Source organism: Streptomyces sp. CB00316 (assembly GCF_001905595.1).
In the GTDB taxonomy this organism is placed as follows: Bacteria; Actinomycetota; Actinomycetes; order Streptomycetales; family Streptomycetaceae; genus Streptomyces.
This window is the reverse complement of sequence record NZ_LIXI01000006.1, coordinates 368,497-394,882: the sequence shown is the minus strand read 5'-3', so window position 1 is coordinate 394,882 and position 26,386 is coordinate 368,497. Positions and strand designations below refer to the sequence as shown.

Sequence of the window (26,386 nt, the reverse complement as noted above, 5' to 3'; positions counted from 1 at the left end):
GTACGGCGGAGGCCTGCCCGGCGCCGTACTCTTGGCCGGGGAGCAGGACCGTGGGGCGGGGAGGAAGTCGGACGTGGGTGCTGTGAAGAGCAAACGGATGCCACGCGCCGTGCGTGAGCGGCAGATGATGGACGCCGCGGTGCAGACCTTCGGGCAGCGTGGGTACCGGGCCGCCTCGATGGACGAGATCGCGGAGCTGGCGGGCGTCTCCAAGCCGTTGGTCTACCTCTACCTGCACTCCAAGGAGGATCTCTTCTCCGCCTGCATCCGGCGCGAGGCGGAAGCCCTGGTGGCAGCGGTGCAGGCCGGGGTGGACCCGGAGCTGCCCGCCGACGGCCAACTCTGGTCGGGGCTTCGGGCGTTCTTCACCCACACCGCGGAGAACCCGGACGGCTGGGCGGTGCTGCACCGCCAGGCGCGTTCCCACGGGGAGCCGTTCATCAGTGAGGTCGTGGTGATGCGCGACGAGATCGTTGCGTTCGTGACGGGCCTGATCGGCGCCGCCGCCCGCGAGGCGCACCGCGACCCGGCCCTCGCGGACCGCGATGTGGCGGGCCTCGCGCAGGCCCTGGTGGGCGCCGCCGAGTCGCTGGCCGGCTGGGCCAACGACACCCCGGGCGTCTCGGCGAAGGAGGCCGCGGCGACCCTGATGAACTTCGCCTGGGCAGGCCTGGAGAACCTGATGCACGCCCGGCCGTGGCAGCCGCCGGTGGACGCGTAGGCACCGCGTGCGCGACGCGGTGCGCCTCAGGAGGCGCGGGTCACCGTCCCCGTGAGGTGCACGCGCCCGCTCCCACCGTGCAGGGCGAAGGCGTTCCCGGCCGGGTCGGCGGCGTACGTCACGGTGCCGGGCAGCAGGACAGGCGCCCTGAACTCGGCTCGTGCGGTACGGGGTTCACCGGGCTGTCCGTCCGCCTCGGCCAGGCAGCGGGCCACCGTCCACATGCCGTGCGCGATGGCCCGGGGGAAGCCGAAGAGGCGGGCGGTCAGCGGGTGGAGGTGGATCGGATTACGGTCGCCGGAGACGGCTCCGTACCGCCGCCCGAGATCGCCGGGCAGCCGCCACTCGGCGACGGCGGGGAGAGCGGGGACCTCCTCCTCGCCTCTCGGGGCCGCCTCGGCCTTCGTCGCGTGCCGCGAGAGATAGCCGCTGCGCGACTCCCACACCAGCTCCCCGCCCACCCGCGCCTCGGTCGCCATCGTGACCTCGGTGCCGCGCCGGTGCGGCGCCAACTCAGCTGCCTGCACCGTCAGTTCGAGGGCATCGCCCGGCTGCACCGGCCGGTGGCTCCTGATCTCGATCCAGGTGTGGACGAGCCCGACGACCGGCAGCGGGAAGCCACGCCCGGTCATCAGCCGCATGGCGAGCGGAAAGGCGAGGACATGGGGGTAGGTGAGCGGGAGCGGCCCGGACGCCGGTTCCGGGAAGCCGCAGATCCCGCGGTACGCGGCGAGGGCGCCGGGGGCAGCGGGGGCGGCCCGGCGGGTGAGGCGGTCGGTGGGCAGGGTGGCGCCCGGCCGGCCGGGGTGTTTGAAGGGCGAGGTGACGGCCCCGCGGACGAGGGAGGCGCTGAGGGAGGTCATCGCGGTCACGCTCCCAGCAGGCTCTGGCCGCAGACCCGCAGCACCTGGCCGTTGACGGCGGTCGAGTCGGGCTGGGCGAACCAGGCGACGGCCTCGGCGACATCGACCGGAAGGCCTCCCTGGGAAAGGGAGTTCATACGGCGGCCCGCCTCGCGGATGAAGAGCGGTACGGCAGCCGTCATCTTCGTCTCGATGAAGCCGGGCGCCACCGCGTTGACCGTGACGCCGTGATCGGCGGCGGCGCGCGGCCCGAGCGAGCGGACCAGGCCGATGATCCCGGCCTTGCCGGCCGCGTAGTTGGTCTGCCCGGTGTTGCCGGCGATGCCCGCGATGGAGGCGGTGGCGACGATCCGCCCGCCGCGTGGGATGGCGCCCGCCTCGAGCAGTTCGTCGGTGGTGCGGAGCACGCTGTCCAGGTTGACCTCGATGACCGACGCCCAGCGGTCGGCGGGCATGTTGGCGAGGCGGCGGTCGCGGGTGATGCCCGCGTTGTGGACGAGGACGCCGAGGCCGTCGGGTGCGGCTGCGGCGATGCGGTCGGCGGCGTCGGGTGCGGTGATGTCCAGGGGGAGGGCGGTGGCGCCGAGCCGGTCGGCGGTACGCTCCAGCTCCTCGCGGGCTCCCGGTACGTCCAGGGCGATGACCTGGGCCCCGTCACGGGCGAGCACCGAGGCGACGGCCGCGCCGATGCCCCGGGCGGCGCCGGTGACCAGGGCGGTGCGGCCGGCGAGGGGGGCGGCCGGGTCGGCGACGGGATCGGGGGCGGCGGCGGTCAGTTCGATGACCTGGCCGCTGACGTAGGCGGAGCGCGGGGAGAGCAGGAAGCGGAGGGTGGATTCGGCGGCCTGGGCGCTCGCCCCGCCCGGAAACCGTACGAGCTGAACGGTGGAGCCGCGCTCGATCTCCTTGCCCAGTGACCGGACGAACCCTTCCAAGGCCTGCTGGGCGGCGGCCTGATGATGGTCGTCGGGCGACGGCACCGTACCGAGGACGACGATCCGCCCGCCCGGCGCGAGGGAGCGGACGACGGGGTGCAGGGCGGCGTGGACGTCACCGAGCCCGGCGGCGGTGGCGACCCCGGTGGCGTCGAGGACGATCGCGGCGGGCCGGTCGGCACGGTCGGTGAGGGGGAGCCCTGCTCGGGAGAGCGTCTCCGCCACCCCCGCGACCGCCGAAGTCCCCGCCGTCAGGTGCAGCAGCGGCCCGTCCAGGCGCGGGGTCTCCAGGGTCCAGCGACGCAGCGGGGCGGGCTGCGGGAGGCCGAGGCGGCGGGTGAGGAAGCGGCCGGGTGCTGTGCCGGTGAGGTGCAGATAGCGATCGGCCATTGTCCTGACTCCCTGCTCGGTCGTAGATTTACTCCAGAGTAAGGTTACTCAAGAGTCAGGAGCTGGTCGAGATGAATGATCCCGGACGGACGATTCCCCTACGGACGGCCCCCGTGTGGGCCGTCCCCGCACGGGCCCTTTCCGCACGGACCGTTTCCGGACGGGCCGCATGAACATCCCCGCCCCCCGCCGCGTCGCGGTCATCGGCGGCAGCCGCACCCCCTTCGCCCGCTCGGACGGCCCGTACGCGACCGCCTCCAACCAGGACCTGCTCACGGCCGCGCTCGGCGGGCTCGTGGAGCGGTACGGCCTCGCGGGAGAGCGGCTCGGCGAGTTCGTGGCGGGCGCGGTCCTCAAGCACAGCCGCGACTTCAATTTGGCCCGCGAGACCGTCCTCGGCTCGGCGCTGGACCCGCGCACACCGGCGTACGACATCCAGCAGGCCTGCGGTACGGGCCTCCAGGCCGTGATCGCCGCCGCCAACAAGATCGCCCTGGGTGCCGTGGACTCGGCCGTCGCGGGCGGCTCCGACACCACGAGCGACGCCCCGCTCGGCGTCAACGACGACCTGCGCCGCATCCTGCTCGCCGCCCGCCGCGCGAGGACGACGGGCGCCCGCCTCAAGGCCCTGTCCGCCGTGCGCCCCCGCCACCTGGTCCCGGACATCCCGCGCAACGCCGAGCCGCGCACCGGCCTCTCGATGGGCGAACACGCTGCCCGCACGGCCCGCCGCTGGGCGGTGGGCCGTGAGGACCAGGACCGGTTGGCCGCCACGAGCCACCAGCGCCTGGCGGCGGCGTACGAACGCGGCTTCCTGGACGACCTCGTCGTCCCGTACCGGGGCCTGACCCGCGACCAGAACCTCCGCCCCACTTCCACGCCCGGGCAACTCGCCAAGCTGAAGCCGGTGTTCGGTACGGACGACCCGGCAACGGCCACGATGACGGCGGGCAACTCCACGCCCCTCACGGACGGCGCGGCGACGGTGCTGCTGGCGAGCGAGGAATGGGCGCGGGAGCACGGCTTCGAGCCCCTGGCCTACCTCACCCTCTACGAGACGGCGGCGGTGGACTACGTCGACGGCGACGACGGCCTGCTCATGGCCCCGGCGTACGCGGTGCCGCGCCTGTTGGAGCGAGCGGGCCTGGGCATCGAGGACTTCGACCTGTACGAGATCCATGAGGCGTTCGCCTCCCAGGTGCTGGCCACCCTCGCCGCCTGGGAGGACCAGGGCCTGTCCCCGCTGGACCGGTCCCGCCTGAACGTGGCCGGCTCCTCGCTGGCCACGGGCCACCCCTTCGCCGCCACAGGCGCACGGATCGTCGCGACGCTGGCCAAGCTGCTGGCGGAACGGGAGGCCCCGGGACGGGGGCTGATCTCGGTCTGCGCGGCGGGCGGCCAGGGCGTGACGGCCATCCTGGAACGACCCTGACCGCTCTTTCTGTCACCCCTGCCGGACGGATTCTGTCACCCCTGCCGGACGGACGACCCGGCGACGAAGACCCGCCCGACCCCGCCACCGAGGAGCCGCACGTGTCAACGCCTTCATCCGCCCCCGCATCCGGATCCACACCCGCCACCCCGGTCCTGGTGGAGCCGACGAAGAAGAGAGGCCCGGACGGCCGGGTCCAGGAGGTCTCCGTACCGGCGTTCGCGCCCCCGGTCCTGCGCGGCTCGCTGGCGGAGATCCCCTTCGACAACGCCCGCGAGGCCCCGGCCGAGGCGGTGCTCAGCCGCAAGGTTGCCGAGGGCACCTGGCACGACGTGACCGCCGCCGACTTCGCCGCCGAGGTGCTGGCGGTGGCGAAGGGCCTGATGGCGGAAGGGCTGCGGGCGGGGGACCGGGTCGCGATCATGGCCCGTACGACGTACGAGTGGACGCTGCTGGACTTCGCGGCCTGGGCGGCCGGCCTGGTGACGGTCCCCATCTACCCGACCTCCTCCGCCTTCCAGGCCCGCTGGATCCTCCAGAACTCGGGCGCGGTGGCGTGTGCGGTGGAGACGAAGGAGCAGGGCCGCCTGATCAGCCAGGAGCGCAAGCAGCTGGGCGACCTGGCGCACCTGTGGCAGTTCGACACGGGCGCGATCGGCCACCTCACGTCACTGGGCAGGGACATCCCGGACGCGGCGGTGGCGGCGCGCAGGGCGACGTTGGAACCCGACAGCCCGGCCACGCTCATCTACACCTCGGGCACGACGGGCCGCCCGAAGGGCTGTGTCCTCACCCACGGCAACTTCTTCGCCGAGGTGGACAACGCGATCGAACTCCTGCACCCGGTCTTCAAGTCGGTCTCGAAGGACCCGGCGTCCACGCTCCTCTTCCTGCCGCTCTCGCACGTGTTCGGGAGGATGGTGGCGATCGGCTGCATGCGGGCGAGGGTGCGCCTGGGCCATGCCCCGTCCATCCAGACGGAAGACCTCCTGGCCGACCTGGCGGGCTTCCGCCCGACCTTTCTCCTCGCCATCCCGTACGTTCTGGAGAAGGTCTACAACACGGGCCGGGCGACGGCGGAGGAGATGGGCCGGGCCTCGTCGTTCGACCGGGCGGCCCGCATAGCGCAGCGCTACGGCAGGGCGGTCGAGGCCGCCGAACACGGTACGGGACCGGGCCCCGGCCTCGGCCTGCGCGCGGCACGCGCCCTGTACGACCCGCTGGTCTACCGCCGTATCCGGGCGGCGCTGGGCGGCAAGGTCCGGTACGTGATCTGCGGCGGATCCCCGCTGGGCCGCCGGCTCGCCGCCTTCTACGAGGGAGCGGGCATCGGCATCTTCGAGGGGTACGGCCTGACGGAGACGACGGCGGCCCACACGGTGACCCCGCCCCTCAAACCCCGCCTGGGGACGGTGGGTTGGCCGCTCCCGGGTACGTCGGTGCGCATCGCGGACGACGGGGAGGTGCTGCTGCGGGGCGGCCAGGTGTTCCGGGGCTACTGGGACACCGAACGCGCGGAGCCGGTCCCGTACCTCCTGGACGGCGACTGGTTCCCGACGGGCGACCTGGGCACGCTGGACGAGGGCGGCTACCTGACGATCACGGGCCGCAAGAAGGACATCATCATCACGTCGGGCGGCAAGAACGTCACCCCCGCCCCCTTGGAGGACTGGCTCCGCGCCCACCCCCTGGTCAGCCAGTGCATGGTGGTCGGCGACAACCGCTCGTACATCACGGCGCTGATCACCCTGGAGCCGGACGGCCTCCAGCACTGGCGCCGGATGGTGAAGAAGCAGGACGTGCCGCTACGGGAGCTGGTCAACGACGAGGAGCTGCGCACGTCGCTCCAGAAGGCGGTGGACGAGGCGAACCGCCTGGTGTCGAGGGCGGAGTCGATCCGGAAGTTCGTGGTGCTGCCGGTCGACTTCACGGAGGAGCGGGGGCACTTGACGCCGTCGCTGAAGCTGAAGCGGGACGCGATCGCGCGGGACTTCGCGGGGGAGATCGAGGGGTTGTACCGGCGGTGAGGGGGCCGTTCGCTGGACAAGCGGGCCGGTGAACGCGTCCGGCCGTCTTCCCGGAGCCCGCAGGGGTTGGCCCTGGGAGCGGCCGGCGTGCCCGTTCGGGCGCTTTGGCGCGCTCCGCCCTCGTCAGAGGTCGTCCGGCAGCAACTTCAACGCTCTGTGCCCGGTCAGAGGGCTGACCATTCGGAAGCGGCGGTCGGAGGTGAAGATGGCCTCGGTGCGGTATGCGGCGGCGAGTGCAACGTTCGTCGCATCGGTCATGCCGATCCCCTTGCCGCCGTCCGCGTCCACGTAGCCCTACGCGACGGCGATCGCCGCGCTCAGATGCGCCCCGACGGGCGGGGCGCGGCATGTGTATCCCGTCGCGGCTCGGATGCCCCGCCCGCCCGTGGCCGGACATCTGGAGCAGTCGAGACGCGGACTCTTCTGTCCCGTTTGTACATATCGCGCATGTTTCCCTTCTTTGCAACCATTGAAGAGACGTCGACAGTGGGGGACGAATTGGTACACCTCCCCCTGTAGGGCCGACCTAGGAGGAGCGTTGAGCGACTTCGAAAGTTCGAGCCGTCCGGACAGTGGAACGACGGCGGCAGCGGCGCGAACCGCACGGGACAAGGCGAGCGAAGGCACCGATCTGGTGGCCGACAAGGCCGGTGACGTGGCCGACACCGCCAAAGAACAAGCAGCCGACGTGGCGGGCGAGGTCACGGCACGGGCCCAGGATGTCGTGGGCGAGCTGCGAGACCAGCTGGAGCGACAGGCGCGCTCACAGACACAGCGCCTGGCGGACAACGTACGGCGGCTGGCCGACGATCTGCACGACATGAGCCGGAACGGCGACAGCGACTCCTCCGCCACAGGCGCGGTGAGGCAGCTGGCAGACCGTGGGCACCAGGCAGCTTCCCGCCTCGAAAGCCGAGGGCCGGACGGGCTCCTCAGCGATCTGCAGGACTTCGCACGCCGTCGCCCCGGGGCGTTCCTGGCGGGCGCGGCACTCGCGGGCTTCGCCACCGCCCGGCTCGCCAAGGGCGCCAAGTCCGCGGGCGATGACGCCGCGCGGTCTGCGAGCGCGACGGACAGGAGTACGGGCCGAGAGGCGGCGGGAGCCCCGGACGCCCACCCGACGGCGCCCTCCTCCGACCTCTCTCCGTCGTATGAGGGGAGCATCGCGCCGGGACCGGGACCGGTTCGGGCGAGCGAGCCGTTTCCGGATCCGCAGTCGTAGAGGGGAGCCGAGCCGTGGTCACATCATCTTCGGAGCACGCCCCCGCCCAGCCGGGGGCCTCACCCGCCGGTTCCACCCGCGCACCGTCGGCGGATCCTTCCATCGGGGAACTGGTCGGCGAGATCAGTGAAGACCTCACGCAGCTGGTGCGCGAAGAGGTCGAGCTGGCCAAGGCCGAGATCAAGGAGAGCGCGACCCGAGCGGGTAAGGCGGCCGGCATGGTCGCCGGCTCCGGGTACGCCGGACACCTGGTGCTGCTGATGGGCAGCCTGGCCGCGATCTTCGGACTCGCGCACGTGGTCGACCTGGCATGGGCGGCGCTGATCGTGACCGGGTTCTGGGCGATCGTGGGAGCCCTTCTCTTCGTGGTCGGCCGCAAACGCCTCCAGACGGTCAGCGCCAAGCCCGAACGCACCGTGCAAACGCTGAAGGAGGACGCGCAATGGGCACGCAACCCGACGAGCTGAAGTCCGATGTGGAAGAGACTCGGGCCCACCTCGCGCACAACGTGGACCGCCTCGCGGACAAGGTGACCCCGGGAAAGGCCGCCCGGCGCAAGGCGGACGCCACGCAGCGGCGGATCACCCGCGTGAAGGAGCGCGTCATGGGCGCGGCGAGCGACACCAAGGACGCCACGGCCTCAGGTACGCAGGGCGTCGCGGACACCGCGGGGCAGGCGGGCGAGGCCGTCAAGCACACCGCCGACCAGGTGGGCCACTCCGTGCGCCAGGCCCCTGACCGGATCGCGAGCCAGACGCAGGGCAGCCCCGTCGCAGCGGGCATCATCGCCTTCGGTGCCGGCATGCTCGCCGCCGCGTTGCTCCCCACCACGGACGCAGAGGAACGCGTCGGCGCACAACTGCGCGAACGCTCCGACGAACTCCTCGAACCCGTGAAGCAGACCGCCCAGGACGTCGCCCAGGACGTCCAAGAGGAAATGCGCGGGCCTGCCACGGAAGCTGTGGAAGCGGTGAAGAACACCGCGCAGGAGGCGGCTCAGACCACGAGGCAGACGGCGCGGGACGCGGGCCAGGAGGTGGGAACGGGATTGCGCGAGGTCGGCCAGGACGCCGCCCGCCAAGCCCGTAACTGACCCGGTCGCTCCAGGACCGGTCCGACACCGGGAGGTGTGTCCGCGACGAGTACGGCCCCTCCACCTATGGGGTCCGCCCCACGGGCACCTCCTCCGTCCGGCGGCATCGAGCGGCTGTGAGGTCGCCTACCCGCCACCCTTGAGGTTGTGTGCTACCTATGGCGAACGAACAGCACGATCAAGACGGGCTGGGCCCGGAAGGAGGCCGGCCGGGTGTCGGTTCGCACGCGCAGGCGGACCGTGACTCAGCCGACTCGCCCGACTCGCCCGCGAAGCTCGGGAAGGGGTCGTGGGGCGCGGTACTGAAACGCACGCTGGGGGAGTTCAAGCGGGACCAGCTGACCGACCGGGCCGCGGCACTGACGTACTACGGCATCCTGGCCTTGTTCCCGGCCCTGCTGGTCCTGGTCTCCCTGCTCGGCATCGCGGGCAAGGAGACCACGCAGACCGTCCTGGACAACATGCAGAAGCTCGCCCCGGGAGCGGCGCGTGACGTCCTCACCAACGCGGTGACCCAGCTGCAGTCCAGCAGTGGAACCGGCTGGGTCATGGCCATCGTGGGTCTGCTGGCCGCGCTGTGGTCCGCGTCCGGTTACGTCGCCGCGTTCATCCGGACCTCGAACGCCGTGTACGACGTGCCCGAGGGCCGCCCGGCCTGGAAGGTGCTCCCGGTCCGCGTAGGCCTGACGCTGGTGCTCATGGTTCTGGCTTGTGTCAGCGCGCTGATCGTCGTGCTTTCGGGCGGGATCGCACGCCAGATCGGCACCGCTCTGGGCGTCGGCGACACGGCCATGACCGTCTGGTCGATCGCCAAGTGGCCCGTCCTGGTGTTGCTGGTGACCATCATGCTGGCGCTCCTTTACTGGGCGGCGCCGAACGCCAAGGGACGGGGCTTCAAGTTCGTGTCGCCGGGCAGCCTGCTGGCGCTGCTGATCTGGATGGTGGCATCAGCCGCCTTCGCCTTCTACGTCGCCAACTTCGGTTCGTACAACAAGACCTACGGCGCTCTGGCAGGCGTGATCATCTTCCTGGTCTGGCTGTGGATCACCAACCTGGCGATCCTGCTCGGCCTGGAACTCGACGCGGAAATGGCCCGTGAGCGGGCCGTCATCGGCGGCCACCCACAGACGGAGGAGCCGTACGTCGCCCCCCGCGACACCCGCAAGTGGACAGACGAGGACCGCAGAGCCATGGGCGACACCGGCCCCGCCGACCCACGCTCCGACTGAGGGAGTCGCAGACGAGCGTGCGCTGAGGGCGTGGCCGGGGCTCGGGTCTCAAGCTTCGGCGGCCGAGCTTCGGGACTGGCCGGTTCACTCTTCCGGGGTCCCGCTCTACGGTCAGCAGGCCATCAGCAGCGCCCTGACCGCCCTGTCCGTGGCCGGGCACCTGCGGCGCGTGCACCGAGACCACCGACATCAAGACACGCATGACCGACCTCCGCGGCCTGCTCAAAACCGTCTGAGGCCGATGGCCACGGATCCCCGGGGTGGCGGTGCCCGGTCCCCTCAGCCGCCGCCCGCGCACGAGGGCCACGACCCCGGAGGGGCGGAGGTCAGTCCGCATCGATGCTTGAGGTTGAGGTCGCGGAACTTGCTCATGGGGCACGAGTATTGCGGAGGGCGCCGTCGGCGCTGGACATCGACCGCATGGTGCCGCTGGCCAAGGCGTGGGACCTCGGTGCTTCCGGCTGGGTGTTCGGCGAGCACTTCAGCGCGCCGACGGCCGTCGAACTGGCGGCCATCGTCGTCGGCACGCGGAGCCGGGTGCCGCGCCGGCGTGCGTCACTACCGGGCGGGCGTCATCGCCGAAGCGTCGGGGTCACCGCCGTCCACGCAGCCGGCCGAACAGGCGGCGAGCCTGAGCCCGCTTGCGCGGGTCGGCCGCGGCACGTCGGGCCGACGCGATCGTCCGCCGGCCCTGAGGGCTGCGGCTGAACCGGGTGAGCCGGGCGATCAGTCCAGACATGGTTCCTCCTCCAAGCGGTATGTCATCCGCCTACCCCACAAAGACGTGAGGATGTCCGGGCGTTGCAGCACCGGCGACGACGGCGCGCGCCTCGCCGCCTCTGCAAGGCGGCGCGGTGGCCGCGCCCGCCAGACTGGCTCCGCACAGAGGTGACCGGCGACCGGAATGCTCGACTTCTGTATTACGGTGCTGGAATTAACAGGATCTCGTTGGGGGGAAGCGTTGAGCGCTCGAATTCTGGTCGCCGAGGATGACGGGAAACAGTCTCAACTGATCCGGATCTACCTGGAACGGGAAGGCAATGCGGTGCAGGTCGTGGCCGACGGTCGCGCCGTCCTGGAGAGAGCGCGGTCGATCCGGCCCGACCTGATCGTGCTAGACGTAATGCTGCCGTACGTCGACGGACTCGACGTGTGCCGCATTCTGAGAACCGAGCCAGGCACCGAGGACGTCCCCATCCTGCTGCTCACTGCTCGCAGGACCGAGGAGGACATGCTCCTCGGGCTCGATCTCGGCGCGGACGACTACCTCACCAAGCCCTACAGCCCGCGCGAGCTGACCGCGCGGGTGAGGGCGCTGCTGAGGCGGTCCAGGAAGTCGGCGTCGGCAGGGACGACACTGCTGCGGGTCGGCGAGGTGGAGCTGGACACCGCGCGGTTCGAGGTCCGGGTCGCGGGCCGACCGGTGGTGCTGACGTCGAAGGAGTTCTCCATCCTGGAGTCGCTGGCCGGCGAGCCCGGGCGGGTCTTCACCCGGGCCCAGATCATCGGGCGGGTCTTCGGCTTCGATCAGGACGTGCTGGAGCGGACGGTCGACGTGCACGTGATGAACCTGCGGCGGAAGTTGGAGGCACCGGGGGGCCCGAGGTTGCTGGAGACGGTGTACGGACGGGGCTACCGGCTCGTGGACGGAACCTGAGCGGGTCGGAGGGGCGGGGCCGGGCGCGCGCCCAGGACGATGGTGAACGTCGTGCCCACCCCGACCGTGCTCCTCACGTCGATGGTGCCCTGGTGGTCGGTCACGATCTGCCGGGCGATCGACAGGCCGAGACCGCTGCCGCCGGTCGCCCGCCCCCGTGACGCGTCCGCCCGCCAGAAGCGGTCGAAGAGGCGCGGCAGGTGCTCCGCCGGTATGCCCTTGCCGGTGTCCCGCACCTCGAGGACGGCCAGCTCGTCGCGCGGGACGAGGGCCAGTGTCACGCGCCCGCCGGACGGCGTGGCGCGCAGCGCGTTGCCGACGAGGTTGCCGACGACCTGGCGGAGCCGGTCCACGTCGGCGGTCACGTACACCGGCTGCGGGGCTTCCACCTCCAGCGTCACGCCGACCGTCCCGGCGTGGGCGCGGTACGCGGTGCGGGTGGCTTCGAGGAGGTCTCGCAGATCGACCTCGGAGCGGTGGTAGGTCAGCGCGCCGACCTCGGCGAGCGCGAGGTCCTGGAGGTCGTCCACGATCCGCTGCTGGAGCAGCGCCTCCTCGTGGAGCGAGTCGAGCAGTTCGGGCGTCGGCTCGATGACCCCGTCCCGCAGGGCTTCCAGGTAGCCGCGCAGGTTGGCGAGCGGAGTGTGCAGCTCGTGCGCGATGTCGCCGGTGAGGCGGCGCTGGCGGTCCTCACCGGCCTGGATGGAGTCCGCCATACGGTTGAACGCTCTACCGAGCTGGGCGATCTCGTCCCGCCCGGCGACCGGAACGCGCCGCTCCAGATTCCCTTCACCAAGGCCCTCGGCGGCGAGCGTCATGGCCCGCACGGGCCGCAGCACAGCCCGGCTCAGCAGCAGCGCCCCGAGGACCGCGGCGAGCGCGACTCCGAGGGCGACGGCAACGGTGGGGGCGGCGGCGATCGTGGGCGGGGACTCGTCCTGGTATCCGAGGCGCACTTCGAGACGGGGCGGGGCGACGGAGGCGGTGCGCTCGTTGAATATGCGTTGGAGGCATGGGACGAGGGGCTGGACGGACTGGCACACCTTGGCCGCGGCCGCATCCCGGGCTCGCTGAGAGTCGTTGGCGGGCTGTGGCTCCATGCACTGGGTCGGTCGGTTCTCGGCGGTGACCACGGGGATGCCCGTGCGGTCGGTGCGGACCGTCATCTCCGCCCCCGCCTGGGTCAGGCATGCCGCGTCGGCCGCTGCTATGCGGTATTCGAAGATCGCCACCACGGTCAGCTTCGTGACCGCGCTCGGCGTCAGCCCCTGGTCGAACCGCAGCACCGGGCGCGGGTCGACCAGAACCGGGGGCTGACTGCCCAGCGGGCGCGGCTCGCGGCCCGCGAGGGCGTCGGAGTCGGTGAGCAGGACGCCGGTCTCCGTGGCGACCCGGACGCGCTGCCCGGTGTTCTTCGACAGCGCGCTGACCACCGGTGCGAACTCGTCCCAGGTGCCGTGCGCGAAGCCGTACGCGCGCAGCTCTGTGATGACCTGGGAGACCTCCTTCTGGCCGGCCGAGACGGCCTCCTGCACCTGCCGGTTGGCCTGTCGCAGGGTGAGCCAGCCGGTGGCGGCCGTGGCAGTCACGGCGATCAGCATCAGAACACCGAGCACCCGAAGTCGGAAGCTCATCGCGGGCCTCCCGCAACGGACTTCGGGACATGTGCGCTCACCAGGACTCCTTCGGTCGGGTTTCCCGGACTACGGGACGGCCGCCAGCTGCGGGAGGGGTTCCACAAAGGCGCGGAATTGGTCAGCGACAGCTCAGGAGTGGCGGATTTTCGTCGCTCAACTCACTTTAGGTCAATCAAGTGCCGAATGCGGCCAGTTGGCGGCGGAATCATTTCTTCAGGAACTACGGCGGATGATCGTGTTTATGCCAGTCGCACTTCGGTTGGTGCGAAGGCCGCTGCATTCCCCTGGGTGCCGTCAGGCTCCTGGGTGCAGTGCCGACGAACGACACTATTGGGGGTTCTAAGTGAAGCGTCGACTCGCAGCAATTCTTCCCGCCGTCGCAATGGTCGCCCTGGCCGTCCCGATGGCCACCGCCACTCCGGCCGCCGCGCACGCCAACTGCGGTACCGGCGCCTCGGACAAGGACGGCGGTTCGTGGGGCAAGTGGGCCAACGGCGCCAACCAGCGCAGCGGTTCCAGCACCGGCTGCGCCATCAACGGTGTGGCCTACTCGACCCAGACGCTGGACTACCACTGCTACACGGTGGGCAACGACGGCGCTACCTGGACCTACCTGCGCAACGACTCGACCGGCGTCCGCGGCTGGGTCCGTGACGACCTGCTGAGCAACGGTGGCAGCTACACCAAGTGCTGATGCCGCGCGAGCGCTGAGCAGGTCGAGGTAAGAGCACATCAGGGGCGGTCTCCTAGGAGGCCGCCCCTGCCTCGTACGCCAATGGCACCACGCAGATGCTCCTGAAGCGCTGACTTGGAGCCCTCGTTCCCGCGGCTGCGGCGATGGGCCGGCGATCGTTCCGTCATGTGCCGGACAGCGCCTCTGTTGGTGACAGCCTGCTCGCCCGGACCGCCGGGTACAGACCCGCGATCATGCCGATGAGCAGCGTCGAGCCGATGCCGGCCGCGCTCGCCCAGACGGGGACGACCGTCGGCCAGTCCCGGCTGAAGGCGTACCCGGCCGTGATCAGTGTCCCGAGCACGGTTCCGCCGAGGCCGCCGATCAGCGACAGCAGCAGGGACTCCGTCACGAACTGGGTGCGGATCTGTCCCTTCGTCGCCCCCAGGGCCCGACGCAGACCGATCTCCGGCCGGCGTTCCAGGACCGAGATGACCATGGTGTTGCCGACGCCGACTCCGCCGACCAGGAGTGCGACGCCGCCGAGGCCGAGCAGCAGGCCGGTAAGAGCTGACCTGGTCGCCTCGCGGGCCGCGAGCGCGTCGGAGGGTCGGGAGATCTGCACCTCGCCGGGCTTCGCGGGATTGGCCGTGGCCGGGAGCACCGCCCGTACCGACGTGACCTGGCTCTCCTCCGCCCGGACGTAGATCGTCGACGGGTGCCCGTCGAAGCGGAGGTATGTCCTGGCCGCAGGCCAGCCGACCAGCGCGGCACTGTCGACTTCCGGCGCGAGCTGCACCGGATCGAGGACGCCCACCAGCGAGAACCAACGGCCGCCGAGCCAGACCCGGGTGCCCGGGGTGTACACGTCGAGCCGCTGGGCGGCGGTCGCGCCGAGCACAACGGCCGGGTACTCCTCCGTCGCGGAGTCCAGCCAGCGGCCCTTGCTGATGTGGCCGCCGACAGCCGGGAGCAGCTCGGAGCCGGCCGCCAGGACGTCGAGGGAGCCGGTGCGGCCGATGGCGATGCGGTCATTGCGGTAGACGTGCGCGCCCGTCGATCCGGTGGCGGCCACCTGCTGGACGGGGGGGATCCGCCCGATCATCGCCACGGACTCCACGGGGAGCTCGGCTTCGGCGCCGTCGAGAGTCTCTCCCGGGGCGACCCGCAGCAGGTTCGTGCCGAGGGCGTCCAGCCGACGGTCCACCTCCGCCTGTCCGGAGCCGGAGATGCCGACCACCGCGATCATGGCGGCGACGCCGATGGCGATGCCGAGGGCGGACAGGAAGACCCGCAGCGGGCGGGTCCGCAGGCCGGTGCCGCCGAGCCGGACGACGTCCGCGGGACCGAGCCGGGCGGCGCGCAGACCGGCCCGCGGACCTGAAGGTTCCCGAGCCCCGACGGCCGGGGGCGCGGGCGTCAGCGCACGGATCCGGATGGTCTCGGGGTCTGCCTTCCGGCCGTCCTGCCGGGAGGAGTCGGTCGTGCGGTCCGTCACCGGGGAGCCCCGATCGTCGTGTTCTGCGCGATGTCGGTGACCAGGCGGCCGTCGCGCATCTCGATGCGGCGTGGCAGCTCGGCGGCGATCTCACGGTCGTGGGTGATGACGACGACGGTCGTGCCCGCGGCATTCAGCTCGCGCAGCAGGGTCAGCACCGCCGCGCCTGATGTCGAGTCGAGGTTGCCGGTCGGCTCGTCCGCAAGCAGCACCGACGGACCGCCGACCACGGCGCGGGCCACGGCGACGCGCTGGCGCTCGCCGCCGGAGAGCTGATGCGGGAGGTGGTGGACGCGGTGGCTGAGCCCGACCCGTTCCAGGGCGGCCGACGCTCTGGCCCGGCGCCGGCGCATGGGCATGCCCGCATAGAGCAGTCCGTCCGCGACCGAGTCCAGTACGGGGACGCCCACGGCCAGGTGGAACTGCTGGAAGACGAAGCCGATCCGGGTGGCCCGCAGCGCGGAGACCTCCCGGTCCGACAGGCTCGCGACATCGTGGCCGTCAACGAAGACCCGGCCTGCGGACGGGCGGTCGAGGCTGCCCATGAGGTTGAGCATGCTCGACTTGCCCGACCCCGACGGGCCGACGATCGCGACCAGTTCACCCTGCTCGATGCGCAGGCTCACATCCCGTACGGCGGCCACGCCGCCCGGATAGGTCTTGGACACCGCGTCGAACTCCACGACCGTTCTCGCGCCGCCGCTCACTCGGGGATCCTCACCTTCATGCCCTCGCGGACCGCGGCGCCGCTGACCTCGACGTTGCCATCGGCGAACAGCCCGGTCTTCACAGCGACGAATTGGCCGTCCGCGGTCTCCAAACCGTGTCCGCCCTCGGCGAGGGCGACGAGCGCGGAGACAGGGACGGTCAACGCGCCCTTGACCTCCTTGCCCACGTACTCGACCGTGACGGGTCCGCTCTCCAGCTGACCGACGGCCTTCTGGTCCTTGATGGTGACGGTCACCGGGATCGTGGCGGGCCGGCTGTTCCCGCCGCCCTCGCCTCCGCCCCCCTCGGGCGCGGTCGCCTGCTTGCCGATCGCCGCCACCTTGCCCGGAACCGGGTTGCCGTTGGGCAGCTCGACCGTGACGCGCGCATCGCGGACGGCCCAAGCGGCCTCTGTGGCAGAGGCGTTGACAGTCACCTTGCGAGCCGTTCCGGTGTACGTGAGGGTGTTCTCCCCGACGGGGGAACCGAGCCGCGTGCCGGGCTGACCGATCCGTACCTTGCTCGCCGAGTAGATGACGTCGCCCACCTCGACCGTGCCGGTCTGAGCCACACCGAGCGACTTCTGCCAACGCCTGACGGCGTCGGCCGTGAGGCTCGTGAACTTCTCGTCCACGGTGAAGCCGGTGTAGCCCAGGGCGGCGAGATTCGTCTCGAACTGCATGACGTCCATACCCTTGAGCTCGCGCACCGTCAGGGAGGAGCCGGGGGACCTCTCGGTTCCGGCACCCCCCGGCGCCATCGATCGAGAGGCGTTCGGGGACTTGCCGTCCCCTCCTCCGTCACGCTGCTGCTCGTCCGAGTTTCCGCCGTCGGACCCCTGCTCGTTCTCCTGGGCCGTCAGACCCAGGGACCGGTACATCGGCAGGCTTCCGTACATCAGGACCACCGGCCGGTCGTCTACCCGGAGCAGCTCGTCGCCGCGCTCGACCGTGGCACCCGTCTCCGGCAGCCAGGTCACAGTCCCCTGTGCCTTGACGGGCAGCGGAAGCTCCGTGCCGTAACCCAACTGTCCCTCTACAGAAGTTCGTTCGGTCAACGTCGCCCGTGTCACCGCGACGACGGTGCCGGACCGGGGCGGCGCGCTCGGATCTCCGTCATCCCCGCCGCCGAGTCCGAGCGCGCCGACCACGGCGACCGCCGCCACCACGGCCACGGCGGAAGCGATCAGCACCGTACGCCGCCCCCGCCCGTGGTGCGGCGGCCCGGGAGCCCCCCGGGGCTCGTCATCGATGTCCGTCACGTCAGCCCTTGCCGGCCGACGGGTTGGTCGGAGCGCCGATGATGGGGGCGCAGGTGCGCGTCGCCCGCTGCGCACCTGCCGAGCTCTGATCCCACTCCGGCGCACCGGAGTTGATGTCGCCGCCGTAGCCGTCCGGGCCCGGGTCAGGGAAGTCCTGGGCACCGTTCTTCTGCATGCACTCGGCGTATTCACGCTTGGTCTTGATCTGCTCGGGGGTGAGTTTGGGTCGGCTGGCCGCCTCGACGCTCTCGGGGACGGCGGGCTTCTTCGCGGAGCACTTCTCCGAAGCGTCCATGAACTTCGGGTCCTTCTTGAGGGCGAGACCCTGCCCGGAGAAGTCGACCTGCCCGGTCTCGTCCGGGTCGGGGACGTCGATGCCGTTGTCACGCATGCACTTCACCCACTCGCGCTGGCCCTTCACGTACCCGGCCAGGTCATCCTCACCGCCACCCTCGGCTGCTCTCGCCGAGGCGGACGTGCTGGCACCGCCAGCCGAAGGAACCTTCGCGCCGCCGTCATCGCCGCCGCAGCCGGTCAGTGCGAAGGCCAGGATTGACGCCGTCGCGGCCAGTAGTACCCGGTTCGTCCTCATCGGTTCTCCTGCTCCTCCTATCGCACCCGGCCGCAGATGCGGCGGGCAGGATGACGGTAGGCCGGAGACCATGAAGAACTTTTGAAGAACCTGTCACACGATCATGTGATCCCCTTCTCTCCGGTGAGTCCGCCCCCGGCCGGGAAGCCGAGCACCTCGATGTCACGGGCCGGCACGGCTTCCTCCCGCCCATCCCCGGCGCCGGGGCGCCGCGGCCCCTGCGTGACCCGGCTTATGCCGACACGGAAACCTGAGGACGTGCTGTAAGGGGCAACGCCTCGAGCGCCTGGCCCGGAGCGTCGGAGGCGGAGCGTGAAAGTTCTCGGGAAGGCGACGGCCGTGAACTCGAGGGCTGTGGTCTCCATCGCGTCACCGTAGGCGGGCTGTCACGACATGGACCTTCATTCCGCAAGGCACGAGCCCGTTCGGCATCGCCAGCCCTTCCGCCCGGGCGAGGAACGTCTCCCGCAGTGACGTGACGGTACGCGGATCGAGCGGGCCCATGTCGTAGACGCCGGACAGGGCGGCCCACACCTGCTCAGGAGGGCCGCTCAGGTCGATGGCGACGGTCTCCCAGTCGACCGGCGTGAAGCCCGCCGGTCCGAGGAGGCCGGCGAGCCCCTCCCGGCTCCGTGTCCGTTCGTCCCCCAGCACGGGCACCCGCTGCGCGGCAGGCGCTTCCCTGATCACCGCTCTCAGCAGCCCGAGGAACAGGCCGTACGCCTCGCCGCCCACCGCCCCGCCTCCGATCACGCAGGCCAGCGTGGATCCGGGAGACAGCACGCGGACGACTTCCGCGACGACCTGTTCGACGTCCCCCATCAGCATCAGCGCCATGTGGGACACGCAGGCGTCGAAGCTGTCGTCGGCGAAGGGAAGAGCCTGGGCGCGGCTCTCCACCACCGTCGCGGCACCCAGTCCCGGTCGGCGTCGTGCGAGTGCCACGGCTTCGGGCGAGAGGTCCACGCCCGCGAGCCGGCGCCCCCCGGTCCGGGCCAGGACCTCCAGCAGCAGGCCGTCACCGCAGCCGAGATCCAGTACGCGCCTGTGGCCGGTGACCCGGTCGCTCAGGATCTCGTAGCTGGAGCGTCCGTCCGCCGCCCGGGCGCCACCGAAGGCATCCGCTGTCACTGCGGGGCGCTCGGCGTGGAAGGTCCGCAGGAAGGACTCCTGCGATGCGGTCGTCATGGACGCGAACCTACGTGGTCCCGCACCCCCGGTCTGCGGATTCGCGGCACCTGGTCCGCTCCGTACTGTGCGGACGTGATCTCTGAGATACCCGCCGACACCCGTCGGCTTCTCCGTGTCGGCGGAAATTCGCCACCGTACCGGCCGGAGAGAGCCGAGACTCGTCCCATGGCTGACATGAGCGCGTTCCGTGAGGCGGTCACCGCATGGGCCGCCGGCGGGCCCGGCGACCCCGCCCGCGAGCTGGCCGAGCAGCTCCCCGTACGGACCGCCGTCCTTCTCGAAGGCGCCAGCGACGCCGCAGCCGTCAACGCGCTGGCCGAGAGCCGAGGCCGGGACCTCGCCGCCGAGGGGGTCTGCGTACTTCCGATGGGCGGCGCGATGAGCGTCGCCCGCTTCGCCGGTCTCCTCGGGCCCTCCGGACTGGGCATCCGCCTCACGGGCCTCTGCGACGAGCGGGAGCGCGGCTTCTACGAGCGGGGGTGGGAGCGGGCCGGGGCGGCGGCGGAGCAGGAGTTCTTCGTCTGCGCGGCCGATCTGGAGGAGGAGCTGATCCGCGCCCTCGGCGTGGCGCGGGTGGAGCAGCTCGTCCAGGCGGAGGGCGACCTGCGCGCGCTCCAGATATTCCTGCGGCAGCCCGCCCAGCAAGGCCGTTCCCCGCAGCAGCAGTTGAGGCGCTTTCTCGGTACGAAGAAGGGACGCAAGATTCACTACGGCCGCGTCCTCGTCGAAGCCCTCGACGCCTACCAGGTCCCCGCCCCGCTCGACGGTCTGTTCGCCGACCTCTGAGCCCGAGGCTCCCAGGACACGCGGTCTGTCCACCGGACCCGGATTGCGGCACTCTGGACTTCGTTCAACTCGCGTAGATTCCACGGCACTCCGCACACCCGCACCCCACTGCACGGTTGTCGACCCGGAGGATTCCCCCGCCCATGCGCCGCTCTCCCCGAATACGTACGCGTACGAGCCTCCTAGCCCTGCTGGCCCTCCTCGGCGGGCTGCTCACCGTCACCGCCACCGCGTCCCCCGCCGCCGCCGCGCCCAACTTCAAGGCGCCTTATGCCTGCGGCCAGCAGTGGACCTACAGCCACCACTCCGCCGAGGTCAGACGGGCTCTCGACTTCGTCCGCACCGACGGCGGCGCCACCGCCGGCTCCCCGGTCCTCGCCTCCGCCCCCGGCACTGCCTACCGCCATTCCCAGCCCGGCGGTGCGGGCAACTACATCTCCATCGACCACGGCGGCGGCTGGCAGACCTACTACTTCCACCTCAACGCCTTCTCCGTCGCCAACGGGGTGCAGGTCGGCCAGGGCCGGCAGATCGGCACCACCGGGTCCACCGGCAACAGCTCCGGCGCCCACATCCACTACGAGCAGCTCCTCAACGGCGTCGGCCAGAACATCGTCATCAACGGCCAGTCGCTGAGCCCCTATCCGGGCTCGTACTACGCCAAATACCTGACCAGCGACAACGGTTGCGGTGGCGGCGGCAAGTTCTGGGTCGACACCTTCGCCAACGCCACCGGCTACGCGGCTCCCAACACAGCCGACGCGCAGGGCATCCTCAACGCCGGCACGAACTACGTCTACTGCAAGGTGTGGGGCGCACGCGTCGGTACGGCGACCCAGTTCAACCACTGGTGGCTGCGCACCGACCTGGACAGCGTCTACGCGGGCAAGAACGGCCGCAACGCCTACGTCTCCGCGTACTACCTCTCCCGCTGGGGCAATGACGAGGCCCGCGACAACAACGGCACCGTGATCCCGAACTGCTGACCGGCACCCCCCATGACCCCGTGCGCGGGAGGGACGCGGCGGCTTCCTTCCCGTGCACGGTCGGCGGCGCACGGGCGCACCTCCGCGGGCTCGGAACCGCAGCGCCCCGATCAGCCGCGGGGCCGTACGAGCGTCGACGGCTCCCGACTCCGGTACGTCCGGCGCCTCCTCACGCACGGGAGACGTCGAGGGCCCCGCCTCCCCTGGCAGCGGGGAAGGCCTGCGCCCGCAGATCCCGTACGGCGTCGGCGCCGGGCGCGTCCGGCCCGGGCGAGGAGGTACCCAGCAGCCGCGCGAGGCCCTGTCGCCGACGGCGCTCAGCCAGTACATTCGCGAGTTCATCGAGGAAACCAGATCGTGATCGAGAACGCGGCTTCCCGAGCTGTAGATCCCGAATTCGAGGGTGCGTCCTGGAACAAGAGCACGTACGGCGGCTCGGACAACGGCTGCATCGAACACGCTGCCCTTCCCTCCGGCCGCCATGCAGTCGAGGACACCTGGGCGGTTGCTCGGGCCTTCGAGGCGAAGGCGGACTGATTCCGAACCGGCCGCCGCCACGGTCGGCGGCCCGTCTACCACTCAGAGGAGTTTTTCCCCCCTCCGCCGTGGGCCTCTACCTTCGCTGAAGCAGGCTTCGTGGTTCTGAGTACCGAGCAGCTCGCCACACCCCTCTCCGACGTGGACACCTCGGTGCTTACAAAGGGTGAGTGGCGCCAGATCCGCTCCTACGGCATCACCACGCTGGGCGGAACGCTCTTCAACGCATGGGCCTGATGATCAAGCAGAGTCCTTGAACAACAAGCTCATGCCTTGGGTGACGCTGGTCAGTGCTCTGGCATCGGTCAACGGGCCGCGCAGGGACCAGTCGTGCGCCGCCGCCTCAGTGCGGCCAGATGGGCGGGTCCGTGACGAAGTGGCCGCCGATCCCCGCGTGTGCCGGGTTCGCCGGGTCCAGTTCGCCCTGCTCGGCCACCAGCTTGGCCGCGTACGGCTCCGAGTCGTCCTGCGGGTCGTAGCCGAGGGCGCGTGCCGTCGTCAGGTCCCACCACAGGCGGGTGTTGGCGGAGGAGCCGTAGGCCACCGTGTGGCCGACCGCCTCGGCGGTCAGGGCCGCGTGGAAGAGGCGGGCGCCGTCGCCGGGGCTCATCCAGACCGACAGCATCCGTACCGAGGTGGGCTCCGGGAAGCAGCTCCCGATCCGTACCGAGACGGTCTCGACGCCGTGCTTGTCCCAGTAGAGCTGTGCCAGGTCCTCGCCGAAGGACTTCGACAGGCCGTAGAAGGTGTCCGGGCGGTGCGGGGTGTCGATGGGGATCAGCGGGTCGCCGGGTCGCGGGCGCGGGGTGTAGCCGATCGCGTGGTTCGAGGATGCGGACACCATGCGGGCGACGCCCTCCTCGCGCGCGGCCTCGTAGAGGTTGTACGTGCCCTCGATGTTCGCCCGCAGGATCTTGTCGAAGGTCGATTCCAGGGAGATGCCTGCCAGGTGGATCACCGCGTCCACCCCGCGTACCGCCTCGCGCAGTGCCTTACGGTCCGCCAAGTCGGCGGTGATCGCTTCCGGTTCGTCCTCGATCGGTACCAGGTCCAGGAGCCGGAGATCGTATCCGTACGCGGGCAGCAGGCCTCGCATCAGGGTGCCCAGGCCGCCGGCGGCGCCGGTCAGCAGGATGGTGCGCGGAGCGGGCATAAGGGGATCTCCTCGATGCGGAGTGCCGGGGGCGGGGCGGGCAGGGCGGGACGGGACGAGTGCGGTGCCGGGCGCTCAGGGGGCGTTCAAGGGGGGCGTTCCGGCGGGCGTCGCCCGGGGGGTGCCCGGGTTGAGAACGCTGCCCGCAGCCACCCGCGTTTCAAACCCTTGGATTGCATTCACATGCGTGGACAAGCTAAGGAGCCCGCGCGACCGCGTCAAGTGCCCCGCCCGTCTGGAAAGTTCTTCGGTCCGAAGCGTTGACGAAACATTCCGGGCCGCTCTAGCTTCATCGCGTCGTACTTCGTACGTCATATATGAGACGCGATACGCGAGATGTGAGAGCCCGTCACCCATGACCTTCGCCCCTGCCCCGATCCCGTCCCGGACCCAGTACGTGCTGGAGGCCATCAAGCACGCCATCCTCACCGCGCAGCTGAGACCGGGACAGGCGCTGGTGGAGACGGAACTCGCCGCGCAGTTCGGGGTGTCGAAGACGCCCGTCCGGGAGGCGCTCAAGACCCTCGCGGGTACGGGGCTCGTGGTGATGAGCCAGTACAAGGGCGTCACCGTACGGCTCGTCGACGCGACCATGGCCCGGGAGGTGTACGACGTACGCCTCCTGCTCGAACCGGAGGCGCTGCGCCGGTCCGTCAACCGGAAGGCCTCGCTGGAGGCCGCCCAGGAAGCCCTGGAGCGGGCCGACTTGGCGGACGACACAGCCGATCGGTCGCTGGCCAACCGGGACTTCCACCGTGCCCTGTACCTGCCCTGCGGCAACCCCCTGCTCTCCCGGATGCTCGACGAGGTCCGCGACCAGGCGGCCCTCGTGTCCACCGTGGCCTGGTCGGCGGTCCCGTCCTGGGAGCGCGAGGCGGCCGAGCACCGGGAGATCCTGCGGCTCGCGCTCGCCGAGGACGCGGAGGCCGCCGCAGGGGCTCTGCACCACCACATCGCATCGTTCGTACGCCGTGCCTTCCCCGACGACGAAGACGGGGGTGGCACGGCGTGAACCGTCTGCTGGACACGCACCACCACCAGCAACCCGACGAAAGGCCGGTCCGCATGGACTTCTCTGAGCTGAAGGCGGCCCTCGCAGACGTGGTGGCGATCCCGGTGACCCCGTTCGCCGAGGACGGCACCATCGACACCGCTACCCACCGCGCCCTGACGCGCAGACTGCTGGACGGCGGCGTCCGCATCGTCACCCCGAACGGCAACACCGGGGAGTTCTACGCCCTCACCCCCGACGAGCGGCGCCTGGTCACCGAGCTGACCGCCGAGGAGGCCGCCGGGCGCGCCACCGTCCTGGTGGGCGTCGGCCACGACGTGCCGACCGCGGTCGCCGCCGCCGAGCACGCCGCCGGGGCCGGAGCGGCCATGGTGATGGTCCACCAGCCGGTCCACCCCTACGTCGCCCAGGAGGGGTGGGTCGACTACCACCGGGCCATCGCCGAGGCCGTTCCGGGGCTGGGCGTCGTCCCGTACATCCGCAACCCGCAGCTCGCGGGGGAGCGGCTCGGTGAGCTGGCCGACAGCTGCCCCAACGTCATCGGCGTGAAGTACGCCGTCCCCGACGCGGCCCGCTTCGGCGCCTTCGCCCGGGACGCCGGACTGGAACGGTTCGTCTGGGTCGCGGGTCTCGCCGAGCTGTACGCCCCCTCCTACTTCGCCACCGGCGCCACCGGCTTCACCTCCGGGCTCGTCAACGTCGCCCCGGCCGTCTCCCTCGACATGCTGGAAGCGCTGCGCGCCGGGGACTACGTGGCTGCCATGAAGGTGTGGGAGCGCATCCGCCGCTTCGAGGAGCTCCGTGCCGAGGAGCAGTCCGCCAACAACGTCACCGTCGTCAAGGAGGCTCTCTCCGCCCTGGGCCTCTGCCGTCGCGACGTCCGCGCACCGAGCCGGGTCCTGCCCGAGCACCGGCGCGCCGAGGTCGCCGAGCAGATAGCGGAGTGGTCCCTGTGACAGACGACCGGACGGGACGTGAAGGCCGCCTCATCGCGGCCGAGGAGCTGCGCAGCCACCAGTGGTACGGCACCGACGGCCTGCGCTCCTTCAGCCACCGCGCCCGCACCCGCCAGCTCGGCTACCTCCCCGAGGAGCACCTCGGCAAGCCGGTCATCGCCGTCCTCAACACCTGGTCCGACATCAACCCCTGCCACTCCCACCTGCGCGAACGTGCTCAGGCGGTCAAGCGGGGGGTCTGGCAGGCGGGCGGGTTCCCGCTGGAGTTCCCGGTCTCCACGCTCTCGGAGACCTTCCAGAAGCCGACCCCGATGCTCTACCGCAACCTGCTCGCCATGGAGACCGAGGAGCTGCTGCGCTCCTACCCGGTCGACGGGGCCGTGCTGCTCGGCGGCTGCGACAAGTCGACGCCCGCCCTGCTGATGGGCGCCGCGTCGGTGGACCTGCCGACCGTCTTCGTGCCCGCCGGGCCGATGCTGCCGGGGCACTGGCGCAACGAGATCCTCGGCTCCGGCACGGACATGTGGAAGTACTGGGACGAGCGGCGCGCCGGGCTCATCGGCGACTGCGAGATGGGCGAGCTGGAGAACGGCCTCGCCCGCTCCGCCGGCCACTGCATGACGATGGGCACCGCCTCCACCCTGACGGCCGCCGCCGAGGTGCTGGGCGTCACCATGCCGGGCGCCTCGTCCATCCCGGCCGTCGACTCCGGGCACGAGCGGATGGCGGCCGCCTCGGGGCTGCGCATCGTGGAACTCGTGTGGCGGCAGAGGACGTTGTCGCAGATCCTCACCCCCGAGGCGTACGAGGACGCCGTCGCCACCGTTCTCGCGCTCGGCGGCTCCACCAACGCCGTGATCCACCTGATCGCCATGGCGGGCCGCTCCGGTGTGAAGCTCACGCTCGACGACTTCGACCGGATCGCCCGTACGGTGCCCGTCCTCGCCGATCTCCGCCCCGGCGGGCGGTACCTGATGGAGGACTTCCACTTCGCGGGCGGCCTGCCCGGCTTCCTCGGCCGGCTCACCGACGTACTCCACCTGGACCGTCCCACGGTCGCGCACGCCACCCTGCGCGAACAGCTCGACGGGGCGGCCGTCCACAACGCCCGCGTCATCCGGGAACGTCGCGACCCGCTGGCCGAGGAGGGCGGGGTGGCGGTCCTGCGCGGCAACCTCTGCCCCGACGGCGCGGTCATCAAGCACATCGCCGCCGAGCCGCACCTGCTGCGCCACACCGGGCCCGCCGTCGTCTTCGACGACTACCAGGAGCTCCAGCGCACGATCAACGACCCAGCTCTGGCCCTCACTCCGGACCATGTGCTGGTGCTGCGCAACGCGGGGCCCCAGGGCGGACCCGGCATGCCCGAGTACGGCATGCTGCCGATCCCGGACAACCTGCTGAAGCAGGGTGTACGGGACATGGTGCGGATCTCCGACGCCCGGATGAGCGGCACCAGTTACGGGGCCTGCGTCCTGCACATCGCGCCCGAGTCCTTCGTCGGCGGGCCGCTGGCCCTGGTCCGCACCGGCGACCTGATCACCCTCGACGTCGAGGCCCGGCTCCTGCGGCTCGACGTGGACGAGGGGGAGCTGGAGCGGCGCCGGGCCGCCTGGTCCCCGCCGCCCGCCCGCTACGGACGCGGGTACGGGGCGCTGTACCAGGAGCAGATCAGCCAGGCCGACACCGGATGCGACTTCGCGTTCCTGGCCCGGGAGGGAGAGGTTCCCGACCCGTACGCGGGCTGAGCCGGCCCGCAGACCGCAGTGCCCGGGCCCCGGCCCCGGGCCGCTCAGTGGCCTGTGACCTGTAGCAAGCGCTTTCATC

27 protein-coding genes are annotated in these 26,386 nt (G+C 71.2%); 16 read left to right on the top strand and 11 right to left on the bottom strand.

Features of this window, described 5'->3' with window-relative positions:
- Positions 1-73 precede the first annotated feature (73 nt).
- On the top strand, positions 74-721 hold the full coding sequence (locus AMK21_RS20055) for a TetR/AcrR family transcriptional regulator (protein WP_073879783.1): 648 nt from the start codon (positions 74-76) through the stop codon (positions 719-721).
- A gap of 26 nt (positions 722-747) precedes the next feature.
- Here the strand turns inward: AMK21_RS20055 and AMK21_RS20050 are convergent, their stop codons facing one another.
- Complete coding sequence (locus AMK21_RS20050) at positions 748-1,584, bottom strand: MaoC/PaaZ C-terminal domain-containing protein (protein ID WP_073879933.1); 837 nt, start codon at positions 1,582-1,584, stop codon at positions 748-750.
- 5 nt (positions 1,585-1,589) lie between these two features.
- Positions 1,590-2,909, bottom strand: a complete 1,320-nt coding sequence (locus tag AMK21_RS20045; RefSeq protein ID WP_073879781.1) for a 3-oxoacyl-ACP reductase — start codon at positions 2,907-2,909, stop codon at positions 1,590-1,592.
- Between the two features lie 169 nt (positions 2,910-3,078).
- Between AMK21_RS20045 and AMK21_RS20040 the strand changes: the two genes are divergently transcribed.
- On the top strand, positions 3,079-4,341 hold the full coding sequence (locus AMK21_RS20040; protein WP_073879779.1) for an acetyl-CoA C-acetyltransferase: 1,263 nt from the start codon (positions 3,079-3,081) through the stop codon (positions 4,339-4,341).
- Between the two features lie 101 nt (positions 4,342-4,442).
- Positions 4,443-6,368: an AMP-dependent synthetase/ligase gene (locus AMK21_RS20035; RefSeq protein WP_073879777.1), complete on the top strand. Its 1,926-nt coding sequence runs from the start codon at positions 4,443-4,445 to the stop codon at positions 6,366-6,368.
- A gap of 123 nt (positions 6,369-6,491) precedes the next feature.
- Here AMK21_RS20035 and AMK21_RS37140 read toward each other — a convergent pair whose 3' ends face one another.
- Positions 6,492-6,626: a hypothetical protein gene (locus AMK21_RS37140; protein WP_420712516.1), complete on the bottom strand. Its 135-nt coding sequence runs from the start codon at positions 6,624-6,626 to the stop codon at positions 6,492-6,494.
- A 280-nt stretch (positions 6,627-6,906) separates the two neighbouring features.
- Here AMK21_RS37140 and AMK21_RS20025 point away from each other — a divergent pair, with 280 nt between their 5' ends.
- From AMK21_RS20025 to AMK21_RS20010, 4 genes are all read left to right on the top strand, one after another.
- The gene (locus AMK21_RS20025; RefSeq protein ID WP_073879775.1) at positions 6,907-7,590 is read left to right on the top strand and encodes a hypothetical protein; all 684 of its coding nucleotides are present in this window, start codon (positions 6,907-6,909) and stop codon (positions 7,588-7,590) included.
- A gap of 14 nt (positions 7,591-7,604) precedes the next feature.
- A complete protein-coding gene (locus tag AMK21_RS20020; RefSeq protein ID WP_079181210.1) occupies positions 7,605-8,057 on the top strand; it encodes a phage holin family protein in 453 nt (150 codons plus the stop codon).
- The gene (locus AMK21_RS20015; protein WP_073879773.1) at positions 8,033-8,683 is read left to right on the top strand and encodes a DUF3618 domain-containing protein; all 651 of its coding nucleotides are present in this window, start codon (positions 8,033-8,035) and stop codon (positions 8,681-8,683) included. Before AMK21_RS20020 ends, AMK21_RS20015 begins: the two co-directional genes overlap by 25 nt.
- A gap of 158 nt (positions 8,684-8,841) precedes the next feature.
- Positions 8,842-9,912: a YihY/virulence factor BrkB family protein gene (locus tag AMK21_RS20010; protein ID WP_073879771.1), complete on the top strand. Its 1,071-nt coding sequence runs from the start codon at positions 8,842-8,844 to the stop codon at positions 9,910-9,912.
- Between the two features lie 592 nt (positions 9,913-10,504).
- Here AMK21_RS20010 and AMK21_RS35465 read toward each other — a convergent pair.
- Complete coding sequence (locus AMK21_RS35465) at positions 10,505-10,651, bottom strand: hypothetical protein (protein ID WP_199863239.1); 147 nt, start codon at positions 10,649-10,651, stop codon at positions 10,505-10,507.
- Between the two features lie 222 nt (positions 10,652-10,873).
- Here AMK21_RS35465 and AMK21_RS20005 point away from each other — a divergent pair, with 222 nt between their 5' ends.
- A complete protein-coding gene (locus tag AMK21_RS20005; protein WP_073879769.1) occupies positions 10,874-11,569 on the top strand; it encodes a response regulator transcription factor in 696 nt (231 codons plus the stop codon).
- On the opposite strand, the gene AMK21_RS20000 is transcribed toward AMK21_RS20005, so the two are convergent.
- Positions 11,545-13,203: a sensor histidine kinase gene (locus AMK21_RS20000; protein WP_073879767.1), complete on the bottom strand. Its 1,659-nt coding sequence runs from the start codon at positions 13,201-13,203 to the stop codon at positions 11,545-11,547. The two genes, AMK21_RS20005 and AMK21_RS20000, sit on opposite strands and share 25 nt — an antisense overlap.
- A gap of 346 nt (positions 13,204-13,549) precedes the next feature.
- Here AMK21_RS20000 and AMK21_RS19995 point away from each other — a divergent pair, with 346 nt between their 5' ends.
- Positions 13,550-13,900 carry a hypothetical protein gene (locus AMK21_RS19995; RefSeq protein ID WP_073879765.1) on the top strand — a complete coding sequence of 117 codons (351 nt, stop codon included), beginning with the start codon at positions 13,550-13,552 and terminating at the stop codon, positions 13,898-13,900.
- Between the two features lie 163 nt (positions 13,901-14,063).
- Here the strand turns inward: AMK21_RS19995 and AMK21_RS19990 are convergent, their stop codons facing one another.
- The 5 genes from AMK21_RS19990 to AMK21_RS19970 form a co-directional block, all read right to left on the bottom strand.
- A complete protein-coding gene (locus AMK21_RS19990) occupies positions 14,064-15,302 on the bottom strand; it encodes an ABC transporter permease (protein WP_199863245.1) in 1,239 nt (412 codons plus the stop codon).
- 71 nt (positions 15,303-15,373) lie between these two features.
- Positions 15,374-16,084, bottom strand: coding sequence for an ABC transporter ATP-binding protein (locus AMK21_RS19985; RefSeq protein ID WP_073879763.1), 711 nt, complete (start codon positions 16,082-16,084; stop codon positions 15,374-15,376).
- The gene (locus tag AMK21_RS19980; protein ID WP_073879761.1) at positions 16,081-17,346 is read right to left on the bottom strand and encodes a peptidoglycan-binding protein; all 1,266 of its coding nucleotides are present in this window, start codon (positions 17,344-17,346) and stop codon (positions 16,081-16,083) included. Before AMK21_RS19980 ends, AMK21_RS19985 begins: the two co-directional genes overlap by 4 nt.
- Position 17,347: 1 nt before the next feature.
- Positions 17,348-17,938 carry a hypothetical protein gene (locus AMK21_RS19975; protein WP_073879759.1) on the bottom strand — a complete coding sequence of 197 codons (591 nt, stop codon included), beginning with the start codon at positions 17,936-17,938 and terminating at the stop codon, positions 17,348-17,350.
- Between the two features lie 369 nt (positions 17,939-18,307).
- On the bottom strand, positions 18,308-19,126 hold the full coding sequence (locus AMK21_RS19970) for a class I SAM-dependent methyltransferase (protein ID WP_073879757.1): 819 nt from the start codon (positions 19,124-19,126) through the stop codon (positions 18,308-18,310).
- A 168-nt stretch (positions 19,127-19,294) separates the two neighbouring features.
- Between AMK21_RS19970 and AMK21_RS19965 the strand changes: the two genes are divergently transcribed.
- The 4 genes from AMK21_RS19965 (at position 19,295) to AMK21_RS19950 (ending at position 21,675) form a co-directional block, all read left to right on the top strand.
- Positions 19,295-19,915 (top strand): TOPRIM nucleotidyl transferase/hydrolase domain-containing protein, encoded by a 621-nt coding sequence (locus AMK21_RS19965; protein ID WP_073879756.1) that lies wholly within the window; start codon positions 19,295-19,297, stop codon positions 19,913-19,915.
- A gap of 143 nt (positions 19,916-20,058) precedes the next feature.
- Positions 20,059-20,901 carry a M23 family metallopeptidase gene (locus AMK21_RS19960; RefSeq protein WP_073879754.1) on the top strand — a complete coding sequence of 281 codons (843 nt, stop codon included), beginning with the start codon at positions 20,059-20,061 and terminating at the stop codon, positions 20,899-20,901.
- 357 nt (positions 20,902-21,258) lie between these two features.
- A complete protein-coding gene (locus AMK21_RS19955; protein WP_073879752.1) occupies positions 21,259-21,438 on the top strand; it encodes a DUF397 domain-containing protein in 180 nt (59 codons plus the stop codon).
- Positions 21,439-21,537: 99 nt separating this feature from the next.
- The gene (locus AMK21_RS19950; RefSeq protein ID WP_234421991.1) at positions 21,538-21,675 is read left to right on the top strand and encodes a hypothetical protein; all 138 of its coding nucleotides are present in this window, start codon (positions 21,538-21,540) and stop codon (positions 21,673-21,675) included.
- 106 nt (positions 21,676-21,781) lie between these two features.
- Here AMK21_RS19950 and AMK21_RS19945 read toward each other — a convergent pair whose 3' ends face one another.
- A complete protein-coding gene (locus AMK21_RS19945; protein ID WP_073879750.1) occupies positions 21,782-22,591 on the bottom strand; it encodes an NAD-dependent epimerase/dehydratase family protein in 810 nt (269 codons plus the stop codon).
- A gap of 355 nt (positions 22,592-22,946) precedes the next feature.
- Between AMK21_RS19945 and AMK21_RS19940 the strand changes: the two genes are divergently transcribed.
- From AMK21_RS19940 to araD, 3 genes are read left to right on the top strand one after another with little or no spacing between them, the layout of a single operon-like run.
- Entirely contained in the window at positions 22,947-23,603 is a 657-nt protein-coding gene (locus tag AMK21_RS19940) for a GntR family transcriptional regulator (RefSeq protein ID WP_073879748.1), read from the top strand.
- A 53-nt stretch (positions 23,604-23,656) separates the two neighbouring features.
- The gene (locus AMK21_RS19935) at positions 23,657-24,559 is read left to right on the top strand and encodes a dihydrodipicolinate synthase family protein (protein WP_073879927.1); all 903 of its coding nucleotides are present in this window, start codon (positions 23,657-23,659) and stop codon (positions 24,557-24,559) included.
- Positions 24,556-26,307 carry an L-arabinonate dehydratase gene (gene araD, locus AMK21_RS19930; RefSeq protein WP_073879746.1) on the top strand — a complete coding sequence of 584 codons (1,752 nt, stop codon included), beginning with the start codon at positions 24,556-24,558 and terminating at the stop codon, positions 26,305-26,307. Before AMK21_RS19935 ends, araD begins: the two co-directional genes overlap by 4 nt.
- Positions 26,308-26,386 lie beyond the last annotated feature (79 nt).